The organism is Arthrobacter sp. Soil782, assembly GCF_001428435.1.
GTDB classification, from domain to species: Bacteria; Actinomycetota; Actinomycetes; order Actinomycetales; family Micrococcaceae; genus Arthrobacter_D; species Arthrobacter_D parietis.
The window spans coordinates 421,221-443,978 of record NZ_LMSO01000001.1 but is presented as its reverse complement, the minus strand read 5'-3'; the positions used below and the strand labels follow the sequence as shown (position 1 = coordinate 443,978).

At 62.5% G+C, this 22,758-nt stretch carries 25 protein-coding genes; 11 read left to right on the top strand and 14 right to left on the bottom strand.

The genetic code is table 11. The features are described from left to right. Positions 1-60: 60 nt before the first annotated feature. Positions 61-699 (top strand): O-methyltransferase, encoded by a 639-nt coding sequence (locus tag ASH00_RS02135; RefSeq protein WP_056544366.1) that lies wholly within the window; start codon positions 61-63, stop codon positions 697-699. A gap of 25 nt (positions 700-724) precedes the next feature. Here the strand turns inward: ASH00_RS02135 and ASH00_RS16305 are convergent, their stop codons facing one another. The 4 genes from ASH00_RS16305 to ASH00_RS02120 form a co-directional block, all read right to left on the bottom strand. Next, on the bottom strand, positions 725-892 hold the full coding sequence (locus tag ASH00_RS16305) for a DUF3117 domain-containing protein (RefSeq protein ID WP_081737717.1): 168 nt from the start codon (positions 890-892) through the stop codon (positions 725-727). 146 nt (positions 893-1,038) lie between these two features. Continuing rightward, positions 1,039-1,617: a DNA-3-methyladenine glycosylase I gene (locus ASH00_RS02130; protein ID WP_056544363.1), complete on the bottom strand. Its 579-nt coding sequence runs from the start codon at positions 1,615-1,617 to the stop codon at positions 1,039-1,041. Continuing rightward, positions 1,614-1,943, bottom strand: coding sequence for a DivIVA domain-containing protein (locus ASH00_RS02125; protein ID WP_056544360.1), 330 nt, complete (start codon positions 1,941-1,943; stop codon positions 1,614-1,616). Before ASH00_RS02125 ends, ASH00_RS02130 begins: the two co-directional genes overlap by 4 nt. Positions 1,944-1,946: 3 nt before the next feature. Beyond that, the gene (locus ASH00_RS02120; RefSeq protein WP_056544359.1) at positions 1,947-2,729 is read right to left on the bottom strand and encodes a TIGR00730 family Rossman fold protein; all 783 of its coding nucleotides are present in this window, start codon (positions 2,727-2,729) and stop codon (positions 1,947-1,949) included. A gap of 117 nt (positions 2,730-2,846) precedes the next feature. Between ASH00_RS02120 and ASH00_RS02115 the strand changes: the two genes are divergently transcribed. The 4 genes from ASH00_RS02115 (at position 2,847) to ASH00_RS02100 (ending at position 6,141) form a co-directional block, all read left to right on the top strand. Next, positions 2,847-3,635 (top strand): amino acid ABC transporter ATP-binding protein, encoded by a 789-nt coding sequence (locus tag ASH00_RS02115; protein ID WP_056544357.1) that lies wholly within the window; start codon positions 2,847-2,849, stop codon positions 3,633-3,635. 42 nt (positions 3,636-3,677) lie between these two features. Further along, a complete protein-coding gene (locus tag ASH00_RS02110) occupies positions 3,678-4,520 on the top strand; it encodes a glutamate ABC transporter substrate-binding protein (RefSeq protein WP_056544354.1) in 843 nt (280 codons plus the stop codon). A 68-nt stretch (positions 4,521-4,588) separates the two neighbouring features. Continuing rightward, complete coding sequence (locus tag ASH00_RS02105; RefSeq protein WP_056544351.1) at positions 4,589-5,266, top strand: amino acid ABC transporter permease; 678 nt, start codon at positions 4,589-4,591, stop codon at positions 5,264-5,266. Next, the gene (locus ASH00_RS02100) at positions 5,263-6,141 is read left to right on the top strand and encodes an amino acid ABC transporter permease (RefSeq protein WP_056544348.1); all 879 of its coding nucleotides are present in this window, start codon (positions 5,263-5,265) and stop codon (positions 6,139-6,141) included. The genes ASH00_RS02105 and ASH00_RS02100 overlap by 4 nt, the downstream gene beginning before the upstream one ends. 56 nt (positions 6,142-6,197) lie before the next feature. Here ASH00_RS02100 and dapE read toward each other — a convergent pair whose 3' ends face one another. Then, the gene (gene dapE, locus ASH00_RS02095; protein WP_056544345.1) at positions 6,198-7,289 is read right to left on the bottom strand and encodes a succinyl-diaminopimelate desuccinylase; all 1,092 of its coding nucleotides are present in this window, start codon (positions 7,287-7,289) and stop codon (positions 6,198-6,200) included. Between the two features lie 64 nt (positions 7,290-7,353). On the opposite strand from dapE, the gene dapD reads away from it, so the two are divergent. Both dapD and ASH00_RS02085 read left to right on the top strand, forming a co-directional pair. Then, entirely contained in the window at positions 7,354-8,322 is a 969-nt protein-coding gene (dapD, locus tag ASH00_RS02090) for a 2,3,4,5-tetrahydropyridine-2,6-dicarboxylate N-succinyltransferase (protein ID WP_056544342.1), read from the top strand. Positions 8,323-8,330: 8 nt separating this feature from the next. Next, positions 8,331-9,200, top strand: a complete 870-nt coding sequence (locus ASH00_RS02085; RefSeq protein WP_056544339.1) for a hypothetical protein — start codon at positions 8,331-8,333, stop codon at positions 9,198-9,200. Between the two features lie 6 nt (positions 9,201-9,206). On the opposite strand, the gene ASH00_RS02080 is transcribed toward ASH00_RS02085, so the two are convergent. Continuing rightward, on the bottom strand, positions 9,207-9,818 hold the full coding sequence (locus ASH00_RS02080; protein ID WP_157358964.1) for a hypothetical protein: 612 nt from the start codon (positions 9,816-9,818) through the stop codon (positions 9,207-9,209). 148 nt (positions 9,819-9,966) lie between these two features. Here ASH00_RS02080 and galE point away from each other — a divergent pair, with 148 nt between their 5' ends. Then, complete coding sequence (gene galE, locus ASH00_RS02075; RefSeq protein WP_056544335.1) at positions 9,967-10,980, top strand: UDP-glucose 4-epimerase GalE; 1,014 nt, start codon at positions 9,967-9,969, stop codon at positions 10,978-10,980. Positions 10,981-11,074: 94 nt separating this feature from the next. Here the strand turns inward: galE and ASH00_RS02070 are convergent, their stop codons facing one another. The 3 genes from ASH00_RS02070 to fdxA form a co-directional block, all read right to left on the bottom strand. Further along, complete coding sequence (locus ASH00_RS02070) at positions 11,075-12,358, bottom strand: citrate synthase (RefSeq protein ID WP_056544333.1); 1,284 nt, start codon at positions 12,356-12,358, stop codon at positions 11,075-11,077. Between the two features lie 131 nt (positions 12,359-12,489). Further along, positions 12,490-13,629, bottom strand: coding sequence for a succinyldiaminopimelate transaminase (gene dapC, locus ASH00_RS02065; protein ID WP_056544329.1), 1,140 nt, complete (start codon positions 13,627-13,629; stop codon positions 12,490-12,492). Between the two features lie 7 nt (positions 13,630-13,636). Next, the gene (fdxA, locus tag ASH00_RS02060; protein WP_056544327.1) at positions 13,637-13,963 is read right to left on the bottom strand and encodes a ferredoxin; all 327 of its coding nucleotides are present in this window, start codon (positions 13,961-13,963) and stop codon (positions 13,637-13,639) included. A gap of 122 nt (positions 13,964-14,085) precedes the next feature. Here fdxA and ASH00_RS02055 point away from each other — a divergent pair, with 122 nt between their 5' ends. Together ASH00_RS02055 and ASH00_RS02050 are read left to right on the top strand one after the other, a co-directional pair. Then, a complete protein-coding gene (locus tag ASH00_RS02055; RefSeq protein ID WP_056546501.1) occupies positions 14,086-14,328 on the top strand; it encodes a putative acetyltransferase in 243 nt (80 codons plus the stop codon). Positions 14,329-14,384: 56 nt separating this feature from the next. Next, positions 14,385-14,879 (top strand): ArsR/SmtB family transcription factor, encoded by a 495-nt coding sequence (locus ASH00_RS02050; protein WP_056546499.1) that lies wholly within the window; start codon positions 14,385-14,387, stop codon positions 14,877-14,879. 20 nt (positions 14,880-14,899) lie between these two features. Here the strand turns inward: ASH00_RS02050 and ASH00_RS02045 are convergent, their stop codons facing one another. From ASH00_RS02045 to ASH00_RS02035, 3 genes are all read right to left on the bottom strand, one after another. Next, complete coding sequence (locus tag ASH00_RS02045; RefSeq protein WP_056544324.1) at positions 14,900-15,385, bottom strand: hypothetical protein; 486 nt, start codon at positions 15,383-15,385, stop codon at positions 14,900-14,902. 27 nt (positions 15,386-15,412) lie between these two features. Beyond that, positions 15,413-17,329, bottom strand: coding sequence for a translational GTPase TypA (gene typA, locus ASH00_RS02040; protein WP_056544321.1), 1,917 nt, complete (start codon positions 17,327-17,329; stop codon positions 15,413-15,415). A 185-nt stretch (positions 17,330-17,514) separates the two neighbouring features. Further along, on the bottom strand, positions 17,515-19,350 hold the full coding sequence (locus ASH00_RS02035; protein WP_056544318.1) for an ABC transporter ATP-binding protein: 1,836 nt from the start codon (positions 19,348-19,350) through the stop codon (positions 17,515-17,517). Between the two features lie 101 nt (positions 19,351-19,451). Here ASH00_RS02035 and ASH00_RS02030 point away from each other — a divergent pair, with 101 nt between their 5' ends. Further along, positions 19,452-20,081, top strand: a complete 630-nt coding sequence (locus ASH00_RS02030; RefSeq protein ID WP_056544315.1) for a PH domain-containing protein — start codon at positions 19,452-19,454, stop codon at positions 20,079-20,081. A gap of 59 nt (positions 20,082-20,140) precedes the next feature. Here ASH00_RS02030 and ASH00_RS02025 read toward each other — a convergent pair whose 3' ends face one another. Beyond that, a complete protein-coding gene (locus tag ASH00_RS02025; RefSeq protein WP_056544313.1) occupies positions 20,141-21,163 on the bottom strand; it encodes an ABC transporter permease in 1,023 nt (340 codons plus the stop codon). Then, positions 21,160-22,701 carry an ABC transporter permease gene (locus tag ASH00_RS02020; RefSeq protein WP_056544310.1) on the bottom strand — a complete coding sequence of 514 codons (1,542 nt, stop codon included), beginning with the start codon at positions 22,699-22,701 and terminating at the stop codon, positions 21,160-21,162. The genes ASH00_RS02025 and ASH00_RS02020 overlap by 4 nt, the downstream gene beginning before the upstream one ends. Positions 22,702-22,758: the final 57 nt, after the last annotated feature.

Here is a 22,758-nt window from a genome sequence, read left to right as displayed (position 1 = left end):
GGCGTCCGGTAGCCCGGACGGCTACGATCACCCTTTGGCTCCTGGACAGAACGGAACATCATGAGCGCGCAGAAGCAGGCGAATTGGTCCTACACGGAAGGCCTGCCCGTTGAAGATGATGTTTTGCTCCGGGCGAGGGACCGATCCCACGAGCTCGGAGTTTCCCCCGTCAGTACGGGAATTGCGGCGGCTCTGACGGTACTCGCTGCTGCGTCAAAAGCGATGACCGTGGTGGAAGTCGGCGCCGGGGCGGGTGTTTCCGGCGTATGCCTGCTGCGCGGCATGGGCCAAAACTCAGTGCTGACAACTATCGATTCGGATGTAGACCATCTTCGGGCTGCACGCGAGGCCTATGCCGAGGCAGGAATTCCGGCGAACCGCACCCGGACCATTTCCGGGCGGGCAGCCGACGTACTTCCCCGCTTGACCGATGCTGCCTACGACCTTGTTTTCCTCGATGCGGACAAGGCCAACCTTCCGCTCTACGCTGACCAGGCAGTCCGTCTGTTGAAGCGCGGAGGACTGATTCTGATCAACGACGCCCTTGACGGCGGCAAGGTTGCCGACCCCGCGGTACGGGACGCCTCCACGAACACCTTGCGGCAGGTAGGCAAGACGCTGCGCACTAACGATCAGTTGGTCAGCACGCTGGTGCCGGCCGGGAATGGTCTCCTGATGGCCGTCAAGATGCCGGCCTGAATTCCCGCCTGAAAACCCTAGTTCTCTAACCCGTTACCGTGAGCAGGCAATCCTTGAGCTTGCCTGCTTCTTCAGCGTTGAGCTCGACGACGAGGCGTCCACCGCCGTCGATCGGAACCCGCATGATGAGGCTGCGTCCCTCTTTGGTGACCTCCATGGGTCCATCACCGGTACGGGGTTTCATCGCAGCCATCTAAGTAGTTTCCTTCCACGGTGCGCGACCGGACGAAGGCCGCGGTCAACATTGCACGGCGGAGACTCCCCCGTACGCTCGTCCTTCCCTATTATCCCGCAGAAGTGCGTGCCGAGCTAATCGCAGGTGCGGCGCCCATCACACCGCTACGCTGAATTGTTCCGCACCCAGCAGGACGCAAGGTGATCATTGACGTATCCGGTTGCCTGCTGCATGGCATAGGCGGTGGTGGGACCGACGAAGCGGAACCCGCGGGATCGGAGTTCTTTCGCAAGCGCGACAGACTCCGGCACGACAGCGGGAACATCGGTGAGTGCTTGCGGCGCTGGTTTCGGCGCCGGCCGGTGCGCGTCCAAGATTCCTCCAAGCGTTGTGCCCGCGGGCAACGCGAGGAGCGCGTGGGCGTTCGCAATGGTTGCGAGGATTTTGGCCCGGTTGCGCACAATGCCTGCATCGCCGAGGAGGCGTGTGACGTCGTCGTCATCGAAAGCGGCAACCCTCTGCGGATCAAATCCGGCGAAAGCCACACGAAAATTCTCCCGCTTGCGCAGGATAGTGATCCAGCTCAGCCCGGACTGGAACGCTTCGAGGCTGATCCTTTCGAAAAGCGCGGCATCGCCCGCGACCGGACGCCCCCACTCGTTGTCGTGGTAGGCCTCGTATTCCGCGCTCGACACCGCCCATGGGCACCGCAGGCGGCCATCGCTTCCACTGACCGCGCTCACCGGCCGCCCTGATCCTGGTCCTGCAGAGCTTCAATGAGCGCGTCGCGCTCGGCGAGGGCTGCGGCCAGGCTGTCCAGGACCTCGTCCACCTGGTCCATGCGATATCCGCGCAGACCAAGCGAGAACCGGACCCGGCCCACGTCCGCTGCGCCCGGATGTTCCGGGAGCAGCACCGGCGGCAAGCTGGGCGTCGGTTCAACCAGTCCGGGGAGGGCTCTGGGCTCTCCTGCTGAGGACCCGCTCCTGCTGGGCCAATCACGCCCGACGGCGAAAAACGCAGTGGCGCCCACTGCCGCTACCGCGATCACAACGAGGAAAACCGTCATGGCTCAGGGTCCAGTGTGGCGGGCTGTATCAGCGAGGACGGCGCGAACGGCGTCGGCAGGGTCATCGACCAGGTGAACCAGTGACAGGTCCTTCTCCGAAATCATTCCGTTGGCAAGCAGTGTGTCCCGCACCCAGTTCCACAGCGGACCCCAGAAGTCGGAACCGATCAGCACGATCGGGAAGGACGTGACCTTCTGCGTCTGGACCAGCGTCATCGCCTCGAAGAGCTCATCCAGGGTCCCAAAACCTCCGGGCAATACAATGAAGCCCTGTGCGTACTTGACGAACATGGTCTTGCGGGCGAAGAAGTAGCGGAAGTTGATGCCGAGGTCCACCCACTCGTTCATTCCCTGTTCGAAGGGCAGTTCGATGCCGAGCCCCACGGACACACCGCCCGCCTCGCAGGCACCCTTGTTAGCAGCCTCCATTGCGCCCGGGCCTCCGCCGGTGATGACGGCGTACCCGGCTTCCACCAGGAGCCGTCCCACTTCTTCACCCATTGCGTAGTACGGAGAGTCCCTCGGAGTCCGCGCGGAGCCGAAAACACTGATGGCACGTCCCAGTTCCGACAGGGTCCCGAAACCCTCCACGAATTCGCTCTGGATCCGCAGGACCCGCCAGGGATCAGTCTTGGTGAAGGGGGTTTCCTCGTCGGAGTCCAACAGGTACTGATCCGACTGCGCGGTGCTCGCCTGGTCCCGACGGAGTTCCACCTGTCCGCGACGCCGCGCCGGTGCCGCGGGAGGGCCTGTGTGCTGATCGTTTGTGCCGCTGTGGGGACTCATATATCCAAGGCTAACCTCCGCAGGGACCCTTCTGCGTTGGTTGCTCTTGAATCACGATTTCCACTTTGGGCCAGCCGATGTATCGCCGGTGGGGAATTCTTCGCTACATTTCTCTCTATGACTCGTGACACACAATCGAGCACGCCAACGTCCGCGTCCAACTCGTCAGCACAGCCGCTCGTCTCCTTGAAGAACGTCAACAAGCACTTCGGTGAACTCCATGTGCTCAAGGACATCAACCTCGAAGTTGCCCGCGGCGAGGTGGTGGTGGTGATCGGGCCCTCCGGATCCGGCAAGTCCACGCTCTGCCGCGCCATCAACCGCCTGGAAACTATCGACAACGGCGAGATCCGGATCGACGGCAAGGAATTGCCCGCGGAAGGCAAGGCGCTGGCAAAGCTTCGTGCCGACGTCGGCATGGTCTTCCAGTCCTTCAACCTGTTCGCCCACAAGTCCATTCTCGAGAACGTCTCGCTCGGCCCTGTCAAGGTCAAGGGGATGAAGGCCGCGGCAGCGAAAGAGCTTTCGATGTCGCTGCTGAAGCGCGTTGGCGTGGACAACCAGGCGCAAAAGCTCCCCGCGCAGCTGTCCGGAGGCCAGCAGCAGCGCGTTGCCATTGCACGGGCTCTCGCGATGCAGCCAAAGGTGATGCTGTTCGATGAACCGACGTCCGCGCTGGACCCGGAGATGATCAATGAGGTTCTGGACGCCATGGTTGCACTGGCAAAGGAAGGGATGACCATGATTGTGGTCACCCACGAGATGGGCTTTGCCCGCAAAGCTGCCGACCGCGTGATCTTCATGGCGGACGGCCAGATTGTTGAACAGGCCACCCCGGAAGAGTTCTTCACCAATCCGCAGAGCGATCGCGCCAAGGACTTCCTCGGCAAGATCCTTGCCCACTAACCACCTACGAATTCCCATCAGGAAATAACGCGAGGAGAAATCATGCGAAAAACACGATACGGCGCATTGGCGATGGCCGCGGCTGCCGCACTCACCCTGTCCGCCTGTGGCGGCGGAGGCGAGCCTGAAAGCGGCGGAGAAGGCACCGGCGAAGCAGCTGCTGACTCCGTCCGCATTGGCATCAAATTCGATCAGCCCGGCCTCGGCTTCGACGAGGGCGGCGAGTACACCGGCTTCGACGTCGATGTGGCCAAGTACGTAGCAGGCGAGCTCGGCTACAGCGAAGACCAGATTGAATGGGTGGAAGCCCCTTCGGCCAACCGCGAAAATATGCTGGCCAACGAGCAGGTCGACATGATCTTCGCGACGTACTCGATTACGGACACCCGCAAGGAAACTGTCGACTTCGCGGGTCCATACTTCATTGCCGGTCAGGACCTACTGGTTCCTGCCGACAGCGACATCTCCGGTCCGGAAGATCTTGAGGGCAAGAACCTCTGCTCAGTCACCGGATCAACGTCGGCGACCAAGATCAAGGAAGAGTACCCCGGCGTCAACCTTGTCGAGCAGCCAGGCTACGCCGAGTGCGTTTCCGTCATGGCGAGCGGTGCTATTGACGCCGTCACCACCGATGACATCATCCTTGCCGGGCTCGCTGCTAATGCGGAAAGCGGCGACTTCAAGGTTGTCGGCAACACCTTCTCGGAGGAGCGCTACGGAGTCGGCCTCACCAAGGGCAGCGAACTCTGCTCGGACATCAACGCGGCGATCGAGAAGATGATCGAAGAAGGCGCCTGGGAAGAAGCACTGGCGAACAACCTTGAAGGCGTTGACTACGAGCCGAACTCGGAGCTGAACCCGCCGACGCCCGATGACTGCGTCTGATTGACACTCATCGCGGTGGGGCGGCTCCGGCTGTCCCACCGCTCATCTATGTATTGGAGGCCGAATAAATGGAGGACTATCTGTCCCTCCTGGTCGAATACGATGTCCTCGGGGCATTTTGGGTCAATATTCAGCTGACCCTTTGGGCTGGGGTTTGGGCGCTGTTGCTGGGCACGGTTCTCGCGCTCATGCGAATCTCACCCATTGCGAGCTTGCAGTGGCTCGGCGCGGCGTATGTCAACATCTTCAGGAACACGCCCCTGACGATCATCCTCGCCTTCGGGTTCCTCGGTCTGTTCGGCCAACTCGGCTTCACGCTTGCTGAAGACCTCAATGTGAGCCTCTTCCGGATCGCCATCCTCGGGCTCGCCATCTACCACGCAGCCTTCGTTTGCGAAGCTATTCGCAGCGGAGTAAACACCGTCCCCCTCGGCCAGGCCGAAGCGGCCCGCGCAATAGGTCTGAGCTTCATGCCCGCTGCTCGCCTGATCATCCTCCCGCAGGCGTTCCGCGGGGCGATTGCGCCGCTCGGTAACGTACTGATTGCGCTCATCAAGAATTCGACGGTCGCGGCCGCGGGGTCGGTTGCCATCGAAACCTCAACGGTGATGAAGGAAATGATTGAGTTCCGCTCCGACGTTATCTACCCAATCTTCTTCACATTCGCGCTCGGATTCGTCATTCTCGTCATCCCAATCGGCCTGCTCACAACCTGGGCTTCGAAGAAACTGGCGGTGGCACGATGAGCGCACAGCAAGTTCTGTTCGATGCGCCGGGTCCGAGATCCCGTCGCAATATCCTGATCGGCAACATCATCGGTGCCGTTCTGATTGTCGGACTCATTGGTTACCTGATCATGGCACTGGCCGCTCAGGGGCAGTTTGCGCCCGAAAAATGGACTCCATTCCTGGAGTGGGACACCTGGCGGTTCTTCCTGCTCGAGGGGCTGCTCTACACCCTCCGTGCGGCCGCTATCTCGGTTGTCACCTCTATCGTCTTCGGTTTGATCTTCGGTTTGGGTCGACTTTCCCATGTTGCGGTCATCCGGTGGATCAGCGGAATCGTCGTCGAATTTTTCCGGGCAGTACCCGTGCTCCTCATGATGATCTTCTTCTGGTTGCTCCTCGGCACCCTTGACCTCCTCCGTCCGCAGGACTCGCCGTTCGCTGCGGTAGTCCTCGGACTCACGCTGTATAACGGTTCGGTCATCGCCGAACTCGTGCGGTCCGGCGTGTACAACCTCCCGAAAGGACAGCGAGAGGCAGGACTGGCGATCGGTATGACTAGAAGTCAGTCGCTGCGCTCGATCGAGGTTCCACAGGCACTGGTCGCCATGCTGCCTGCACTAGTCAGCCAGTTTGTCGTCATCCTCAAAGACTCAGCGCTGGGGTACATCATCACGTACTCCGAGCTACTCGCCTACTCCCGTCGGTTGGGATCGGGCGAGGGAAACATCTTCCAGGCCCTCATCGTCGCTGCGGTGATCTTCATCATCATCAACTTCATGTTGACCACTTTCGCCACCAAGCTCTCCGGCCGATTGAGCTTCAGGACGGGCGGAAAGACCCGTAAGGACAAGAACGAGAAAGTCCTGGTGACCGACGCTACAAACGCCGGTTAGGCCAACCGCAGATTCCTCCCCGCCCAATGAACGACTGGCTCGCCTCGACCTCAGGCCTAGGCGAGCCAGTCGCTTAACGCCTTGAGGCAGGTACGAACAGCCTCTGCCTGGACATGTTCGTCGTCCGAATGAGCGAGCAGCGCGTCCCCGGGCCCGAAGTTCACGGCGGGGATGCCGAGTGCGCTAAAACGAGCCACGTCGGTCCAGCCGTACTTCGGCTTCGGCTCTCCACCGACCGCAGCGACAAAGGCAGCGGCAGCGGGATGGTTCAGCCCGGGCCGCGCGCCGGCAGCCACGTCGGTCCGCTCCACCTCAAAACCAACAAGCAGGTCACGGACGTACTTTTCGGCGTCCTCGGGGGTCTTGTCAGGAGCAAACCGGTAGTTCACCTCGACAACGGCGCGATCGGGAATGACATTCCCCGCGGTGCCACCGCTGATCAGGACAGCATTGAGGCTCTCCCGGAAATCCAGTCCGTCCACCGATACCGTGGTCGGCTCGTGGTCCCGAAGCCGAACAAGCACCTCCGCCATTGCGTGAATGGCGTTCTCCCCCATCCAGGCCCGTGCAGAGTGGGCGGCGCGCCCCGTCGTCGTGACATTGAAGCGGGCCGTTCCATTGCAGCCGCCTTCGACGGTGCCGTTGGTGGGTTCGAGCAGCACCGCGAAATCCGCCTCGAGCCAGTCCGGGTACCTGTCAGCCAACCGGCCGAGTCCGCTGAGGGATGCCTCGACTTCCTCATGGTCGTAAAAGACGTAGGTGATGTCCCGGGACGGCTCTGTCAGCGCGGCAGCAAGCGCCAACTGGACGGCGACTCCGCCCTTCATATCGGTGGCACCACGTCCATAGAGAACCTCGCCCTCCCAGGTGCTCGGGACGGTACCGCGGGAGCCTGGCACATGCGGCAGCGGCACAGTATCGAGATGACCGGCCAGGATGACCCGTTCGGCACGGCCAAGGTTGGTGCGGCCGATCAGCGAATCACCGTCCCGGACCACTTCCAGGTGGGAACACGTGCGAAGGATCCCTTCCACCGCATCGGCTAATGCCCGCTCGTTACCCGAGACACTATTGATGTCCATGATGTCGGCAGTGAGCTGCGCCACATCGGCGTGCGGATCAAGGCGAAAAGTGTTGGAAGCTGTCATGGTCCCCAGCGTACTGGCCCTCGGTGGAGGAGGGAGGCACCCGCAACTCGGTAGAATGGAAGCCATGACTGAGACGGCTTCTGCATACCTGCCCCCCTCCGAGACCACCGCACGGAACGCCTTCGGCATCGGCCTTGCCACGCTGGCCGAAGACGGAACGACACTCGATGTCTGGTACCCGCAGCCGGTTCTTGGCGAAGTTTCAGGCGATGACCATGCGCTGCGCACCGAACTCGCCGCCATCGCGGCGCCCGATGCGCTGCGCAGCGTCACGCAGGAAGTAGTCACCACCGTGTCTTCGCTCGACGACGCGCCCGCCGACGCAGCGGATGCCTACCTCCGGCTCCACCTGCTTTCGCACCGACTCGTCCAGCCGAACAGCATAAACCTCGACGGCCTCTTCGGACTGCTCGCGAACGCCGTGTGGACAAACTTCGGCCCGTGCGCCGTCAACAACTTCGAAACCACCCGCCTGCGCCTGCGTTCCCGCGGCACGGTGGTGGTGTACGGCGTGGACAAGTTCCCGCGCATGGTCGATTACGTGATGCCCTCGGGCGTTCGGATCGCCGACGCCGATCGGGTTCGCCTGGGCGCACACCTCGCCGAGGGGACCACCGTCATGCACGAAGGTTTCGTCAACTTCAATGCCGGAACTCTGGGCCACTCAATGGTCGAGGGACGCATTTCCGCCGGCGTCGTCGTGGGAAACGGCTCCGATATCGGCGGCGGCTCCTCGATCATGGGTACCCTCTCAGGCGGCGGCAAGGAACGCATCAGCATCGGCGAGCGCTGCCTCCTGAGCGCACAGGCCGGGATCGGTATCTCCCTCGGTGACGACTGCGTGGTGGAGGCCGGCCTCTACATCACGGCAGGAACCAAGGTGACCCTCCCGGATGGCTCGATCGCCAAGGCTGCCGACCTCTCGGGACAGTCCGGAGTGCTATTCATCCGCAACTCGACCACCGGCGTCGTCGAAGCCCGGCAGCGCTCGGGGCAGGGCATCGCACTGAACGCTGCGCTCCACGCCAACTAGGGATTTGAGTGCTCCAGACCAAGAAGCAGGCCCGACGACGGCGCCGCCTCCGCGCGGCCGGTGTCCTCACGCTGTTGACGGCGGTGGTCGGCGGTGGAGCCTACCTGGCCATCAGCCAACTGAACTCCTCTGAGGTGCTGGTCCGTGAGCGGTGCAGCGCCGTCGTCGGTACGGATACCTATGAGCTGGCGCCGGAGCAGGCCGCAAACGCATCCACTATCGCAGGAGTAGCCGTGACCCGTGGCCTGCCGCCGCGCGCGGTATCGATTGCGCTGGCCACAGCCGTCCAGGAATCGGGCCTGCGGAATTTGGACTACGGCGACCAGGCGGGGCCGGACTCCCGGGGACTGTTTCAGCAGCGTCCGTCCCAAGGCTGGGGCACCGAGGAGCAGGTGCAGGATCCCATTTACGCAGCCGGAGCGTTTTACGATGAGCTGGTCACGGTTCCGGGATACCAGAGTCTGCCCATCACGGAGGCCGCACAGCTCGTTCAGCGCAGCGCTTACCCGGACGCTTATGCCGATCACGAGCCTGAGGCGCGCGCGTTCGCCTCAGCGCTGACGGGCCAATCCCCCGCCTCGCTGAACTGCGTACTGCGTAAGCCCGTTGCATCAGGCAGCGCGGCAGCGGTGACCGAACGCTTCGCAGCCGTCTTTCCAGCCCTACCCACAGCTGCAACCGAAGAGGGTCTCGTGACCAGCGCCTCCGGATCAGAGGGGTGGGCCGCGGCACAGTTTGCGGTGGCCAATGCCAAGGAACTGGGCATCACTTCCGTCTCCCATGCGGGACTGCAGTGGAACCGGGCCGACGGCGGCTGGACCACCGCAGAAACTGAGACCGGGCAGGTGCTGATCACCCTTGCCGAGGTCGCCGCCTAGCAGGCGCTACGCGATGATCTCCACCACCGGCTGGACATAGCTCCGGAAGGTCGCTTCGTCGTCGTAGAGGTCCTCGCTCAGAATGAGCATGTCCGGTTCGACATACCAGGCCCGGTCTTCGCTTAGCGGCAGCTCCACCACGGAGAGCGAGAAGTTCCTCGCGGGCCGTCCAAGTTCGAGTTCGCGTTCCCGGACGAGATCACCGAACCGCCGCTGACCGACGTCGTGCATGCGCTGTTGTTCGCGCTCGCGCCAGCGTGCTTCACGCTCCTGCGTCCACGCCAACGCGGTTCCATAGTGAGCGTGGGTGAGGCGCTGGAGTGCGGGCATGGAGTCGAACTCCGGGAAGTCCGGCGGCGTAGGAAGGTTGGTGCCGTTTCCATGTCCGGCAACCAGTTGATACCACCAGGCCTCCCACTCCACCCGCAGCGCAGGGACCCCGCCGGCGGCGTGGACCGCCTGGCGCGGATTCAGGCAGCGGACAGGGGGCTTCACCGGCGATACTGCAGGCTTGCCGATCGCACCGAGACCTGCGCAGTCCCGCAGATACAGCGCGAAGCACATGGCCAGAGACGTGCCCGCTCCCACTTTCCAGGAGGGCGCTCCATTGACGTGCATGCGGTGTCCCCGCCTCTCCGCCGGCATAACCCGAACCGGCTCGCGCGCGTGATCCTCCAAGGGTAGACCGATAGCCCCGACGTCTCCAGAGCAAGAGCCCGGTGACTCACTTAGGTCCGAAATACCGCTGGTCGGTAGGCTTGAACCCATGAAGATACTCGTCACCGGCGGAAGCGGTTACATTGGCTCGCACACCACACTTGCACTCCTGGAGGCGGGCCACGACGTCGTCGTAGTGGACAACCTCTACAACTCAAGCGAAACCGCCCTGAAGCGGGTGGAGGAGCTGGCCGGCCGCGAGGTGGCTTTCCGCAAGGTGGATCTGCTCGACGAGCACGCGCTCGACGCCGTGTTCGAAGCCGAGGCCGTCGAGGCCGTCATCCATTTCGCCGGGCTGAAGGCAGTGGGTGAGTCAGTGGAAAAACCGCTGTTCTACTACCACAACAACGTGGGCGGAACCCTGAACCTGCTGCGCACCATGGACCGCCACAACGTCCGCACCCTGGTCTTCAGCTCCTCGGCTACGGTCTACGGTGCGTCCGAAGAGGTACCGCTGATCGAGAAAATGCCGCTGGACGCAACCAACCCCTACGGGCGCACCAAGGAGCAGATCGAGGACATCCTGAGCGACGTCGGTGCCTCCGATGGCCGCTGGAACATCGCGCTGCTGCGCTACTTCAACCCGGTGGGTGCGCACGAGTCGGGGCGTATCGGCGAAGATCCAACGGGCATCCCGAACAACCTGCTGCCGTTCGTGGCACAGGTGGCGGTCGGCAGGCGCGAGAAAGTTATGGTCTTCGGCAATGACTACCCAACCCCGGACGGCACCGGAATCCGCGACTATATCCACGTGGTGGACCTCGCGGACGGCCACGTAGCTGCCCTGAACTTTCTCACCTCCCACTCCGGGGTGCACCGCTGGAACCTGGGGACAGGTAACGGCTCATCGGTGCTTGAGGTGCTCGCAGCCTTCTCCAGGGCGGCCGGCCACGAGATCCCCTACGAGTTCGCTCCCCGGCGGCCGGGAGACGCAGCCGTCAGCTATGCGGATCCTTCGTCAGCGCTGGCGGACCTTGGGTGGTCGGCGCATAAGTCACTGGACCAGATGTGCGAGGATCACTGGCGCTGGCAGAAGAACAACCCGCAGGGATACGCCTCCTAGCCAAGGCCACGGCAACGTGAAGTACGACGACGGCCGGTCACCTTCCTTGCGGAGGTGACCGGCCGTCGTCGTACTGTTACTGCATTTGGAACTTCTAGCGTGCCGGGTAGTGCCGCTCCCCGGCGCCCGTGTACAGCTGGCGCGGACGGCCGATCTTGGTCTGCGGATCCTGCATCATTTCGCGCCACTGCGCGATCCACCCCGGCAGGCGTCCGATCGCGAAGAGGACGGTGAACATTTTCTCCGGGAAGCCCATCGCCTTGTAGATGAGGCCGGTGTAGAAGTCCACGTTCGGGTAGAGCTTGCGCTCGATGAAGTAGTCATCAGCAAGGGCCTTCTCTTCGAGGCGCATTGCGATGTCCAGAAGCTCGTCGTTGCCGCCGAGCTTTGAAAGGATGTCGTGGGCGGTGGCCTTGACGATCTTGGCCCGCGGATCATAGTTCTTGTAGACGCGGTGCCCGAAGCCCATGAGCTTCACGCCGTCTTCCTTGTTCTTGACCTTCTCCATGAAGTCCTCGGGCTGCATGCCCTTGGCCTTGATCTCCCGGAGCATGTTCAGGACGGCTTCATTGGCGCCGCCATGCAGCGGGCCGAATAGCGCGTTGATGCCGGCGGAAATCGAAGCGAACATATTGGCGTTCGAGCTTCCCACCAGGCGGACGGTGGAGGTGGAGCAGTTTTGCTCGTGGTCCGCATGAAGGATCAGCAGCAGGTCCAGCGCCTTGACCATGGTGGGATCGAGATCATAGGGCTCGGCAGGGAGGCCGAAGCACAAACGCATGAAGTTCTCCACGAGGTTCATGGAGTTGTCCGGGTACAGCATCGGCTGGCCGATGGACTTCTTGTGCGCGTACGCGGCAATGACCGGCAGCTTCGCCATCAGGCGGAACGTGGACAGCTCCACCTGCTCATCGTCGAACGGGTCCAGGGAGTCCTGGTAGAACGTGGACAGCGCCGAGACGGCTGAGGACAGCACCGGCATCGGGTGGGCATCCCGCGGGAATCCGCCGAAGAAGCCCTTGAGCTCCTCGTGCAGAAGGGTGTGCCTGCGAATGCGGTTGTCGAAGGCGGCGAGCTCAGTCGGTGTTGGCAGGTTCCCATAGATGAGCAGGTAGGAAACCTCAAGGAAACTCGAATGCTGGGCGAGCTGGTCGATGGGGTAGCCGCGGTAGCGCAGGATGCCCTGATCGCCGTCGATGTACGTGATTGCTGAGGTGGTGGCCGCGGTGTTCATGAAGCCGGGATCGAAGGTAACGGCACCGGTCTGCTTGAGCAGCTTCGAGACATCGTACCCGTGGTTGCCCTCTGCCGCCTGGATCAGCGGAAGGTTCAAGCTTCCTCCGTCATACTGGAGTGAGGCGCCGTTGTGCTCAGTCATTGACTCTCCTTGTGGAGCTTATGGAAAAGCATGCGAAATTGCTGGATCAGCTCAGTCAGCTAAAACGCTACCGGCACAAACGCCTTCAGCACTAATCGGTTGCGGCGTTGTTGTGCAATAGCAACACGCTCTCACATGCTGAGCCGGGCAGCCGCGGCAGCGACCCGCTCATCCGCACCCGTGAGCGCCACTCGGACGAACCCGTTCCCGGCGTCACCGTAGAACGTGCCGGGACCAACGATGATCCCCAGCTCCGCGAACCGCTTCACCGTCAGCCAGGTGTTCTCCCCCGCCGTGGCCCACAGGTAGAGGCCGGCATCGGACAAGGATATGGTCAGCCCGAACGCCTCGAGTGCCGGTATCAGTTGGTTTCGCCGCGCTCGGTACAGGTCTTTCTGCGCCGCGACGTGCATGTCATCCGCGAGTGCGGCGCGCATAGCTTCCTGAATAGGAAACGGCACGATCATTCCCGCATGCTTCCGCGAGTTGACGAGGTTAGCCAGCACCGCGCTGTCACCGGCCACGAACGCGGCCCGATATCCGGCAAGGTTGGACTGCTTGCTCAATGAATACACGGACAGCAGCTGATCAAGGGACCCTCCGCTGACGCGTTCATCGAGGATGCTGGGCACCGCGTTCCCGCCCTCGGCCGGGTCCCAGACGCCCCAGCCCAGTTCGGCGTAACACTCATCGGAGGCAACCATGGCACCCAGTGCGCGGGCTTCGTCGACAACGGCGCGAAGCGCTTCAACGTCCTGGACCGCGCCGGTGGGATTTGACGGCGAGTTGATCCAGACCAGCCGCACCCGCGCCCGCGTGCCCGGATCCAGTTCGGCCAGCGAGTCCGCGGCCACCGGTGTTGCGCCGGCGAAATGGGCTCCCATGTCATAGGTGGGATAGGCAACCGTGGGACGCACAACGACATCGCCCGCTCCCAGCCCCAGCAGCGTGGGCAGCCACGCAACAAGCTCCTTGGAACCCACCGTTGGCAAAATATCTGCCGGATCAAGACCGACAACAGAACGACGACGGCGGTACCACTCGCTGATTGCTTCCCTCAGCTCGATCGTGCCGTGAGTGGTGGGGTATCCGGGCGCATTCGATGCGTCGCGGAGCGCACGCTGGACGACCTCCGGCGTGGGATCTACGGGAGTTCCGATCGAAAGGTTGACGGCCCCGTCCGGATGCTTCCGGGCTTCCTCGACATAGGGTGCCATGGCATCCCAGGGGTAGTCCGGGAGGTCGAGCCCGAAGGCCCGGTTGGGTGTCACGCTAACGTCACGCTTCCTGGTTCTGCGGCGGCAGGGCCGCGATGATCGGGTGATCCTTCCCGGTGTTGCCAAGCTTGGCGGCGCCGCCCGGCGACCCGAGATCATCAAAGAACTCGACGTTGGCCTTGTAGTACTCGGCCCACTCATCGGGGGTGTCGTCTTCGTAGTAGATCGCCTCGACCGGGCACACCGGCTCGCACGCCCCACAGTCCACGCACTCATCCGGGTGGATGTACAGCGAGCGTTCACCTTCATAGATGCAATCAACCGGGCATTCCTCAATGCAGGCCTTGTCTTTCACATCCACGCACGGCTGTGCGATTACGTAGGTCACTTCCCGCGCCTTCCCTAGGATTCTGGTGCCGTTGACGGCTCTGTGTCGCTCTTCCAGCTTAACGCAACAGGAGTTGGGACCGGCATCGACCGGCGCCCGCCGTAATATGACAGGCTATGCCCATGTCCAGCTCCGCCGCACACCTGCTGACTTCCCTGCCGTTGGGAACCCGCGTTGTTGTCCGGTATCGGATCGAAGACGGCCTCACCGATGCACTCGGCAACCTGGCTGCACGGGACGATCTGTCCTGCACCATTTCAGGAAGGCGCGGGGACGTCGTCGTTCCGCTGACTGCCGTGACGGCGGCCAAACCGGTGCCTCCCCCACCTCCGCGGCGCGGTCCGAGAACTCCCACAGTAGGGTGAACCTCGCGATTGACTAAATTCAATCAGTAAGCGCCTGCTGACGTATGCTGGAAATCATGGAAACTGATGAGGACGTCCAGGCACGCGGCAGGGCGCTGAGCTCCCCCGTCCGGCTCAGGATCCTCCGGCTCTGCCTGCATAAGGCACGCACCAATAAGGAAATCGCCGATGTGTTGGATCTCAACCCCGCCACGGCGCTGCACCATGTGCGGACCCTGCTCGCCACCGAATTCTTGAAGGCCGAGGAGCCACGGACGGGCAATCGCGGCGCAAAGGAAATCCCCTATCGCGCCACCGGATTATCGTGGGGAAGCCGCATGCCCAACGCGGCGCCTGTACTCGTCGAGACGTTCCTCCAGGAGATCGATGGGCTGAACCCCTCGGAGATCGACGTGTGGCGTCTGGGAGTGCGGCTCAATGACACCAACCGTGCCGAGATGATGGAGAAGATTCGCCACGTGTTCGAGGAATACGCCCGGCGGGAATCGGACGAGGACGGCACCGCGACCTCCATTATGCTGGCCCACCATATAGACCGCACCGCAGACTGAGACAGTACTACAGAGAGTCGTTACAAAGCGTCGGCTCCAGGACGGACTGAGGGCCGCAACGCCCACCAGGACAGGGCAACGGCTGCAACCGTTCCGACGGCCAGTCCGATCACCCAGACATAGCCGGCAATGGCCACAGGCGGAAGCGCGCCCTCCACCTCAACGCCGGCAGCGATAAGGGCACCGGCGGAAAAAGAAGCCGCGAGCCCCACCAGGATGTACGCGACTACTCCGGTCAGGGCTGCGAAAAAGATGCTGCGGGCAGCCACGGCAACGAACACGGCAATACTGGTAGCAAGCACTACAGAGGCAAGCGCACCGGCCGGAATCCCGACACCGTTCACGTACCAGATATGGGCATGAAGCGCGGTGCCAAGCACAGCCGCAAGTGAGCCGCCAAGGACGGAGGCCAGGACTCCGCGCGGGCGGTCGCCGCTACGGGCAGAAGGAACGACGACGGCGGCCGGATTGGCGCCGTCGTCGTCCTTCTGTTTGTTCACCTGCATGCCGGGAGCCGGCAACTGCCTACCCTGCTAGGCGCGGGCGCGGGAACGGGCAGCGCGCATGCGCTCGTTGGGATCGAGAACCACCTTGCGGATGCGGATGGACTCCGGAGTCACCTCGACGCACTCGTCTTCCCGCGCGAATTCGAGTGATTCCTCGAGCGTGAGATTGCGGGGAGGCGTCAGGTTCTCGAAGGTATCGGAGGAAGCGGCACGCATGTTGGTGAGCTTCTTTTCCTTGGTGATGTTCACTTCCATGTCATCGGCGCGGGAGTTCTCGCCGACGATCATGCCCTGGTACACCTCGGAGGTCGGCTGCACAAAGAAGGAACCGCGTTCCTGCAGGTTGATCATGGCGAACGGGGTGACCACCCCGGCGCGGTCCGCGATCATCGATCCGTTGGTGCGGTACTCGATGTCCCCTGCCCACGGCTCGTAGCCCTCGGAGTAGGAGGAAGCGATTCCAGCGCCGCGGGTGTCCGTCAGGAACTTGGTACGGAAACCAATGAGCCCCCGGGCGGGAACGATGAACTCCATCCGAACCCAACCGGTGCCGTGGTTGGACATGTTGGTCATACGACCCTTGCGTGCCGCCATCAGCTGGGTGACACCGCCAAGGTACTCTTCGGGAACGTCGATAGTCATGTGCTCCATGGGCTCATGGATTTTCCCGTCAACAGTCCGGGTAACAACCTGTGGCTTGCCGACCGTCAGCTCAAAACCTTCGCGGCGCATCTGCTCCACAAGAATGGCCAGCGCCAGCTCTCCACGTCCCTGGACTTCCCAGGCATCCGGGCGGGCGGTGGGCAGAACGTTCAGCGATACGTTGCCGATCAGTTCCTTATCAAGCCTGTCCTTTACTTGGCGCGCGGTGACCTTTGCGCCCTTGACCTTCCCGGCCAGCGGCGAGGTGTTGATACCGATGGTGACGGAGATGGCCGGATCATCCACGGTGATCAGCGGAAGGGGCTGCGGGTTGTTGACGTCGGTCAGGGTTTCACCGATGGTGATGTCCTCGATACCGGCGACAGCAACAATCTCTCCCGGTCCAGCGGATTCGGTGGGGACGCGGTCCAGGGCCTTGGTGGCGAGCAGCTCGGTGATCTTGACGGTCTTCAGTTCACCGTTCTGGCGGGCCCAGGCTACCTGCTGGCCCTTGCGGAGCGTCCCGTTGAAGATACGGAGCAGAGCGAGGCGGCCAAGGAACGGCGAGGCATCCAGGTTGGTGACGTGAGCCTGCAGGACGCCCTCCGGGTTGTACCGCGGCGCGGGGATGTGGTCGATGATGGTCTTGAAGAGCGGCTCAAGATTGTCATTCTCCGGGACGGTGCCGTCTGCCGGCTGCTCCAGAGACGCCGCTCCAGCTCGCGCTGCGGCGTAGACCACAGGAACATTGAGCACGAGGTCAAGGTCGAGATCCGGAACCTCATCGGCCAGGTCCGAAGCAAGGCCGAGCAGCAAATCCATGGACTCGCTGACTACTTCGTCGATGCGGGAGTCAGGACGGTCGGTCTTGTTGACCAGCAGGACAACCGGCAGCTTCGCGGCCAGCGCCTTGCGCAGCACGAAGCGGGTCTGCGGCAGCGGGCCCTCGGACGCATCAACGAGCAGGACCACGCCGTCTACCATTGACAGTCCGCGCTCAACCTCGCCGCCGAAGTCAGCGTGGCCGGGCGTGTCAATGACGTTGATGGTGATTGTTTCGCCCTCAGCCGATGGACCGTCGTAGAACACGGTGGTGTTCTTGGCGAGGATGGTGATGCCTTTTTCGCGCTCCAGGTCTCCCGAGTCCATGACCCGGTCCTCAAGATGGTTGTGGGCGGCGAAGGAATTGGTCTGCCTCAGCATCGCGTCAACGAGCGTCGTCTTGCCATGGTCTACGTGCGCCACGATGGCAACGTTGCGAAGGTCACTGCGGATTGCAGTGTTGCTCGTGGATACAGACATGCGGAATGACTCGTTTCGTCGGGGATTTCGTCGGGATTGCGGAGGTGCCGGAGGATATGGAAGCGGGCAGCACAGCGCGCACTACTACCAGTCTAAGCGCTAGGCAAAAGATGGCCTAACGGGCACATTAAACGACGACGACGGCACCCACCGCAGCGGGCGCCGTCATCGCTCGTGGAAGCTGGCTACTCGGCCGACGCCAGAAGCTGTGCGCGCAGCTCACGTCGCTCGCGCTGCTTCTCCGGATCCGGCAGCGGCACAGCCGCAAGGAGCCGCTGCGTGTAGGGATCCTGGGGGTTGCGCAGAATCTGGTCGCGGGTACCCTGCTCGACGATCCTGCCGCGCCGCATCACGCAGATATGGTCGGCGAGAACGTCCACCACCGCGAGATCGTGGGTGACGAACAGGCAGGCAAAACCCATTTCCTTCTGAAGGTTCTGGAAGAGCTCTAGCACCTTGGCCTGGACGGACACGTCCAGCGCGGACGTGGGCTCGTCAGCAACCATGAGCTTGGGCTTCAGCGACAGCGCGCGCGCAATGCCGACGCGCTGCTTCTGCCCACCCGAGAGCTCGTGTGGGTAGCGGTTCCGGTAGGCACGCGGAAGCTCCACCTGGTCGAGCAGTGTCTCGATGCGCTTCTGCAAGTCGGAGCCCTTGGCTTCTCCGGCGAGGAACATCGGTTCGCCGATGCTTTCACCGATGGGCAGCCGGGGGTTCAGCGACGAGGACGGATCCTGGAACACCATGCCGACGCTGCGCCGAACTGCGCCGAGTTCCCGGGAGGTGGGCTTGAGACCGGAGATGTCAGTACCCACGACTTTGAGCGCTCCTTCGGCAACGGGAAGGAGCCCGACCGCTGCGCGCCCGATGGTGGTCTTGCCCGATCCGGACTCCCCCACCAGCCCCATGACTTCGCCTGGACGGATGCTCAAGGTTGCGTTTTCAACCGCACGGAAGGCCGGAACCCGGCCCTGCTTGGGGTACTCGATGACCACATTCACCAGGTCGAGTACTGCTTCTCCCCTGCTCTCCCGCTCTGCCTGAACTTCCTTCTCCAGACCCTGGAGGACAACCCGCTCCCGGCGCTGAAGCTCTTCAGCGTCTACTCCGGCCAGCTCCGATTTGGTTGCTGCTGCAAGGGCCGCGGTGATGTCGACGTCGTCACCGCCGCCCTCTGCTCCCTGACCCAGATGTGGTACAGCTGCGAGCAGATCCTGGGTGTAGGGATGTTCGGGCCGGCTGAAAATCTTCTCTGCCGTGCCTGATTCCACAATGACGCCCTGACGCATGACGGCAATCCGGTCTGCGAGGTCGGCGACAACTCCCATGTCGTGGGTGATGAGCACAATGGCGCTGTCGAGCTTGTTGCGCAGGTTGCGCATCAGGTCGAGGATTTCGGCCTGGACTGTCACGTCGAGTGCGGTGGTGGGCTCATCTGCGATGAGGAGCTTGGGATCACACGAGAGTGACTGGGCGATCATGGCGCGCTGCCGCTGCCCCCCGGAGAGCTGGTGGGGGTAGGAACGGAAGGCTTTCTCGGGATCAGGGAGCTCCACCATGTCCAGCAGTTTGAGGGCGCGCTCCCTCGCCTCATCGGGCGAGATTGCGTTGTGCAGACGCAGAGTCTCCACGATCTGGAACCCGACCGTGTACACGGGGTTCAGCGCGGTCATCGGCTCCTGGAAGATGACCGCGACATCGTTGCCGCGCACCTCCCTCATCTTCCCCGGGGAAAGATTGAGGATTGACCTGCCGTTCAGTATCACCTCTCCGGTGACACGGCTGTTGCTGGGCAGGAGGCCGAGAAGCGCCATCGAGCTTGCGCTTTTGCCTGACCCTGACTCCCCGACGATCGCAAGCACTTCACCTGCGTTCACGTAGTAACTCAGGTCAATGGCCGCCGGGACCCATTCCTTTTCCACCCCGAAGTCGACGCTGAGGTTTCGAACTTCGAGCACCGGTCCGCGAGCGGATTCCGTTGGATCGTTGCTCCCGTTGCCGTCAATGATGTCGTGGGTCATAGTGCTGTCCTTCCACTGTGTGACCGTGCGTACGGCGCATTTGGGCGGGCTGTTTTCCCGCTGATTACTGCGCTGACGCTAAATGTTGGAAATATGGGGGGATGAACTCGCCTACCGGTCCGACCCAGACCACTGTCTTCCGCCCCCGCAGCAGCCGCTGGATACTCGCGATTGCGGGCGCCGTCGTCGTCGTGGGCCTGATTGCCTCCGTTGTGACGTCCGGGCCGCAGGCGCTCGCTACTGCCGCGCCGCTGCTGGCCGTAGCGGCCGTGGCATGGTGGCTGTTCTGGTTTCCGGCGGTGGTTGTCGGGCCTGCCGGCGTTCAACTGCGCAACCCCGTCCAGACCGTTGATGTTCCATGGGCCGGCCTCATTCATGTCGACACCAAGTACGCACTGAAGCTCGTCACGCCGAGCGGCAGCTACAGCGCCTGGGCTGCGCCTGCTCCCGGAGTTCGCGGAACCCACGCGGGCAAGCCGGAGCACATGCAGAACCTTCCGGGCACCAGCTACGGAGCGGGTGGAAGCGTTCGCCCCGGGGACCTCAGCAACACCGATTCCGGGCTTGCTGCTTTGCTGGTCCGATCCGAGTGGGAACGGCGTGTGGACAGCGGTCTGATCGACGTCGACGCAACCGAAGCAGCGCGGGTGGAGCGCCGCATCAACTGGCAACCGCTTGGCGTGGTCGCCGGCCTGCTGCTGCTGAGCGTGATTACCTTCGCCCTGCAGTGACAGCAGACCGGCGCGCGGGCGGCCGGCGTTGAGCCGGGCACCAACGAGTATGCGGTTCATCAGGCCGGCTTCTTCGGTTCTGCAGCCTTCTTGGCGTTGAACTTCTTCTGCCGGGGGTCGAAGGCATCTCGCAGCCCGTCGCCGATGAAGTTGATCGACAGGCAGATGATCACAATGAACAGACCCGGCCACCAGAAGAGCCACGGGCGGGTGCTGAACGCGGCCTGGTTGGCACTGATCAGGCTACCCAACGAGATATCAGGAGCCTGGACGCCAAGTCCGAGGAAGGACAGCGCCGTCTCCAGCAGGATCGCGGACGCCATGACCAGGGTGGTGTTGACGATGATCACGCCCACGGCGTTCGGCACGATGTGCTTGAAGATGATCCGCGAGTTGGAAGCGCCTGCGATGCGGGCTGCATCGACGAACTCCCGTTCGCGGAGGCTGAGGAATTCACCGCGGACCAGACGCGCCAGGCCGGTCCAGATGATAAACCCGACGAAGACTCCCAGCAGGATGACGCCGGCGCTGCCGCCGAAGATCGCCCCGAAGAAGGTGCCCGGCCCAGAAATGGAGTTGCCGAACGTGCCCAGCACCGCTGCGATGATCACCAGCGGGATGATGATGATGACGTCAGTGAGACGCATCAGCAGCGTTTCCACCCAGCCGCGGAAGTATCCGGACACACCACCAATAACGACGCCGATGATGCCGCCCACGAGTCCGATCAGGAACATCACAATCAGGGACAGCTGCGCACCGCGCATGGTCATGGCGAAGAGATCGCGCCCCACGCGGTCCTGCCCAAAGGGATGGTCACCAAAATTGAACGGCAGTGTCCAGGTGGGTGCACCCGTCGGATTGGCAAGTGGCGGTGTTTCCACGTAGTCCCACTTCCACCAGCCGGGAATTCCGGCATAGCCCACTGAGGTAAACGCCATGATGACGACGCCCGCAAAAATGACCATACTGACCACCGCGGCAGTGTGGCCGAAGAAACGCTTACGGACCAGTTGGCCCTGACTGAGGCCTCTCGCCTCAGGCTGCTTCGATCGCTTTGATTCTTGTGCTGCAGTGCTCATGCTTTCACCCTCACTCGCGGGTCAAGAACGGAGTAGACGAGGTCGGCCACCAGGTTGAAGACCAGGGCAACAATGCCGGTGATCAGGAAGACTCCCATGACCGGATTGAGGTCCTGCCGTCCGAGTGCCTGAACGAACAGTTGGCCCATGCCGCTGAAGGCGAACACCTGCTCGGTGATGATGGCGCCGCCGATGAGCGCACCAATGTCGAACGCAACGAGCGTGGCCAGCGGAATGAGCGCATTACGGAATGCGTGACGCATCACGACCGTGCGCTCCCCCAGGCCCTTCGCTCTTGCGGTACGAATGTAGTCCTGATTCATGATTTCCAGCATCGACGCCCGTGAATAGCGGCTGTAACCCGCAAGGGAGATCAACATCAGGGCAATCGTGGGAAGCAGCAGGTGCGTATACGTGTCCAGTCCCCGCACCCAGAAGTCTCCTTCGAGGTTGGGGGTGGAGGCACCGATTGTCGCGATTGGACGGCCGTTGACGCGGTTGTTGTTGAAGTACGAGGGCCACGCCTGCATGAAGCGGTCCAGCAGGATCAGGAACCCCATCAGGAACGCGGTGAGCCCCGCTGCTGTCATGTTCTGACGCTTGTCGTAACCGCCCATGAAGTATCCGACGACGAGGCCGACCAGGACGGTGGCAACACCGAGCAGAACCACCATCAGGAGCGTTGCACGGTCCAACAGGGGCTGCACCGCGAAGTACGCGACAATTCCGATCGCGACAACGATCAGGGAGCTGTAGAGGGCCTTGCGGTTCTTCAGGCCGGCAGTCAGCAGGGTCACGCCGTAGGCGATACCAACCGAGAGGAGAGCCACGACTATCGGACCAAAGCCCGGTGTGAGGAACCAACCAGTGAGGTCAAGGAACCAGATAAGGCCGAAGGCGAAGACAAATCCGATCGCTGTCCATAGAAGACGGCGCTTCAGGGATCCTGACGTACTCAGGTAGAAGAGGAATGCGCCGACCAGCCCGCACACCATTGTGGCGAAAAAGCTGATGTCCGGTTCGCTCAGGAAGTTGTTGAATCCGATCGCCCCGAACTCCTTCAGAAGGACAGCTACCCAGAAGACCGGCAGCGAGAAGAAGAGGAACGCCATGAAAGTGACGCCGTAGTCGAGTCCGCTGTACTGGCGGAGCGCGGTCACGATGCCCAGCGTGATTCCTATGACAATGGCAAGGATGGTGGCGGCGGTGACAAGCATAATGGTCTGCCCCATTGCACGACCGAGGAGCTGTGTCACTTCAATACCGGTGACGCTATTGCCGAGATCACAGGTGAGTGCGAACGGGACCACGCAGCGCACTGCGCCGGAGACCCAGGAGAAGTACCGCAGGATGGGCGGCACATCGAGATCCAATAAATCGATTCGCTGCTGAATGAGCTGCTCACGATTGGGGGCGTTGCTTTGGCGCAGATCCGCGAGTGGATCTCCTGAATATGCAGTCAGGATGTACACGAGGAACGAAGCGCCAAAAAGAATGAGTACGGCAGCGATCAGCCGCCTGACAATGTACGTCAACATAGTCTTTTTTGGCCTCAGGGGTTTAGGAAGCGGGTTGTGCCCGACATGTCGGACTGA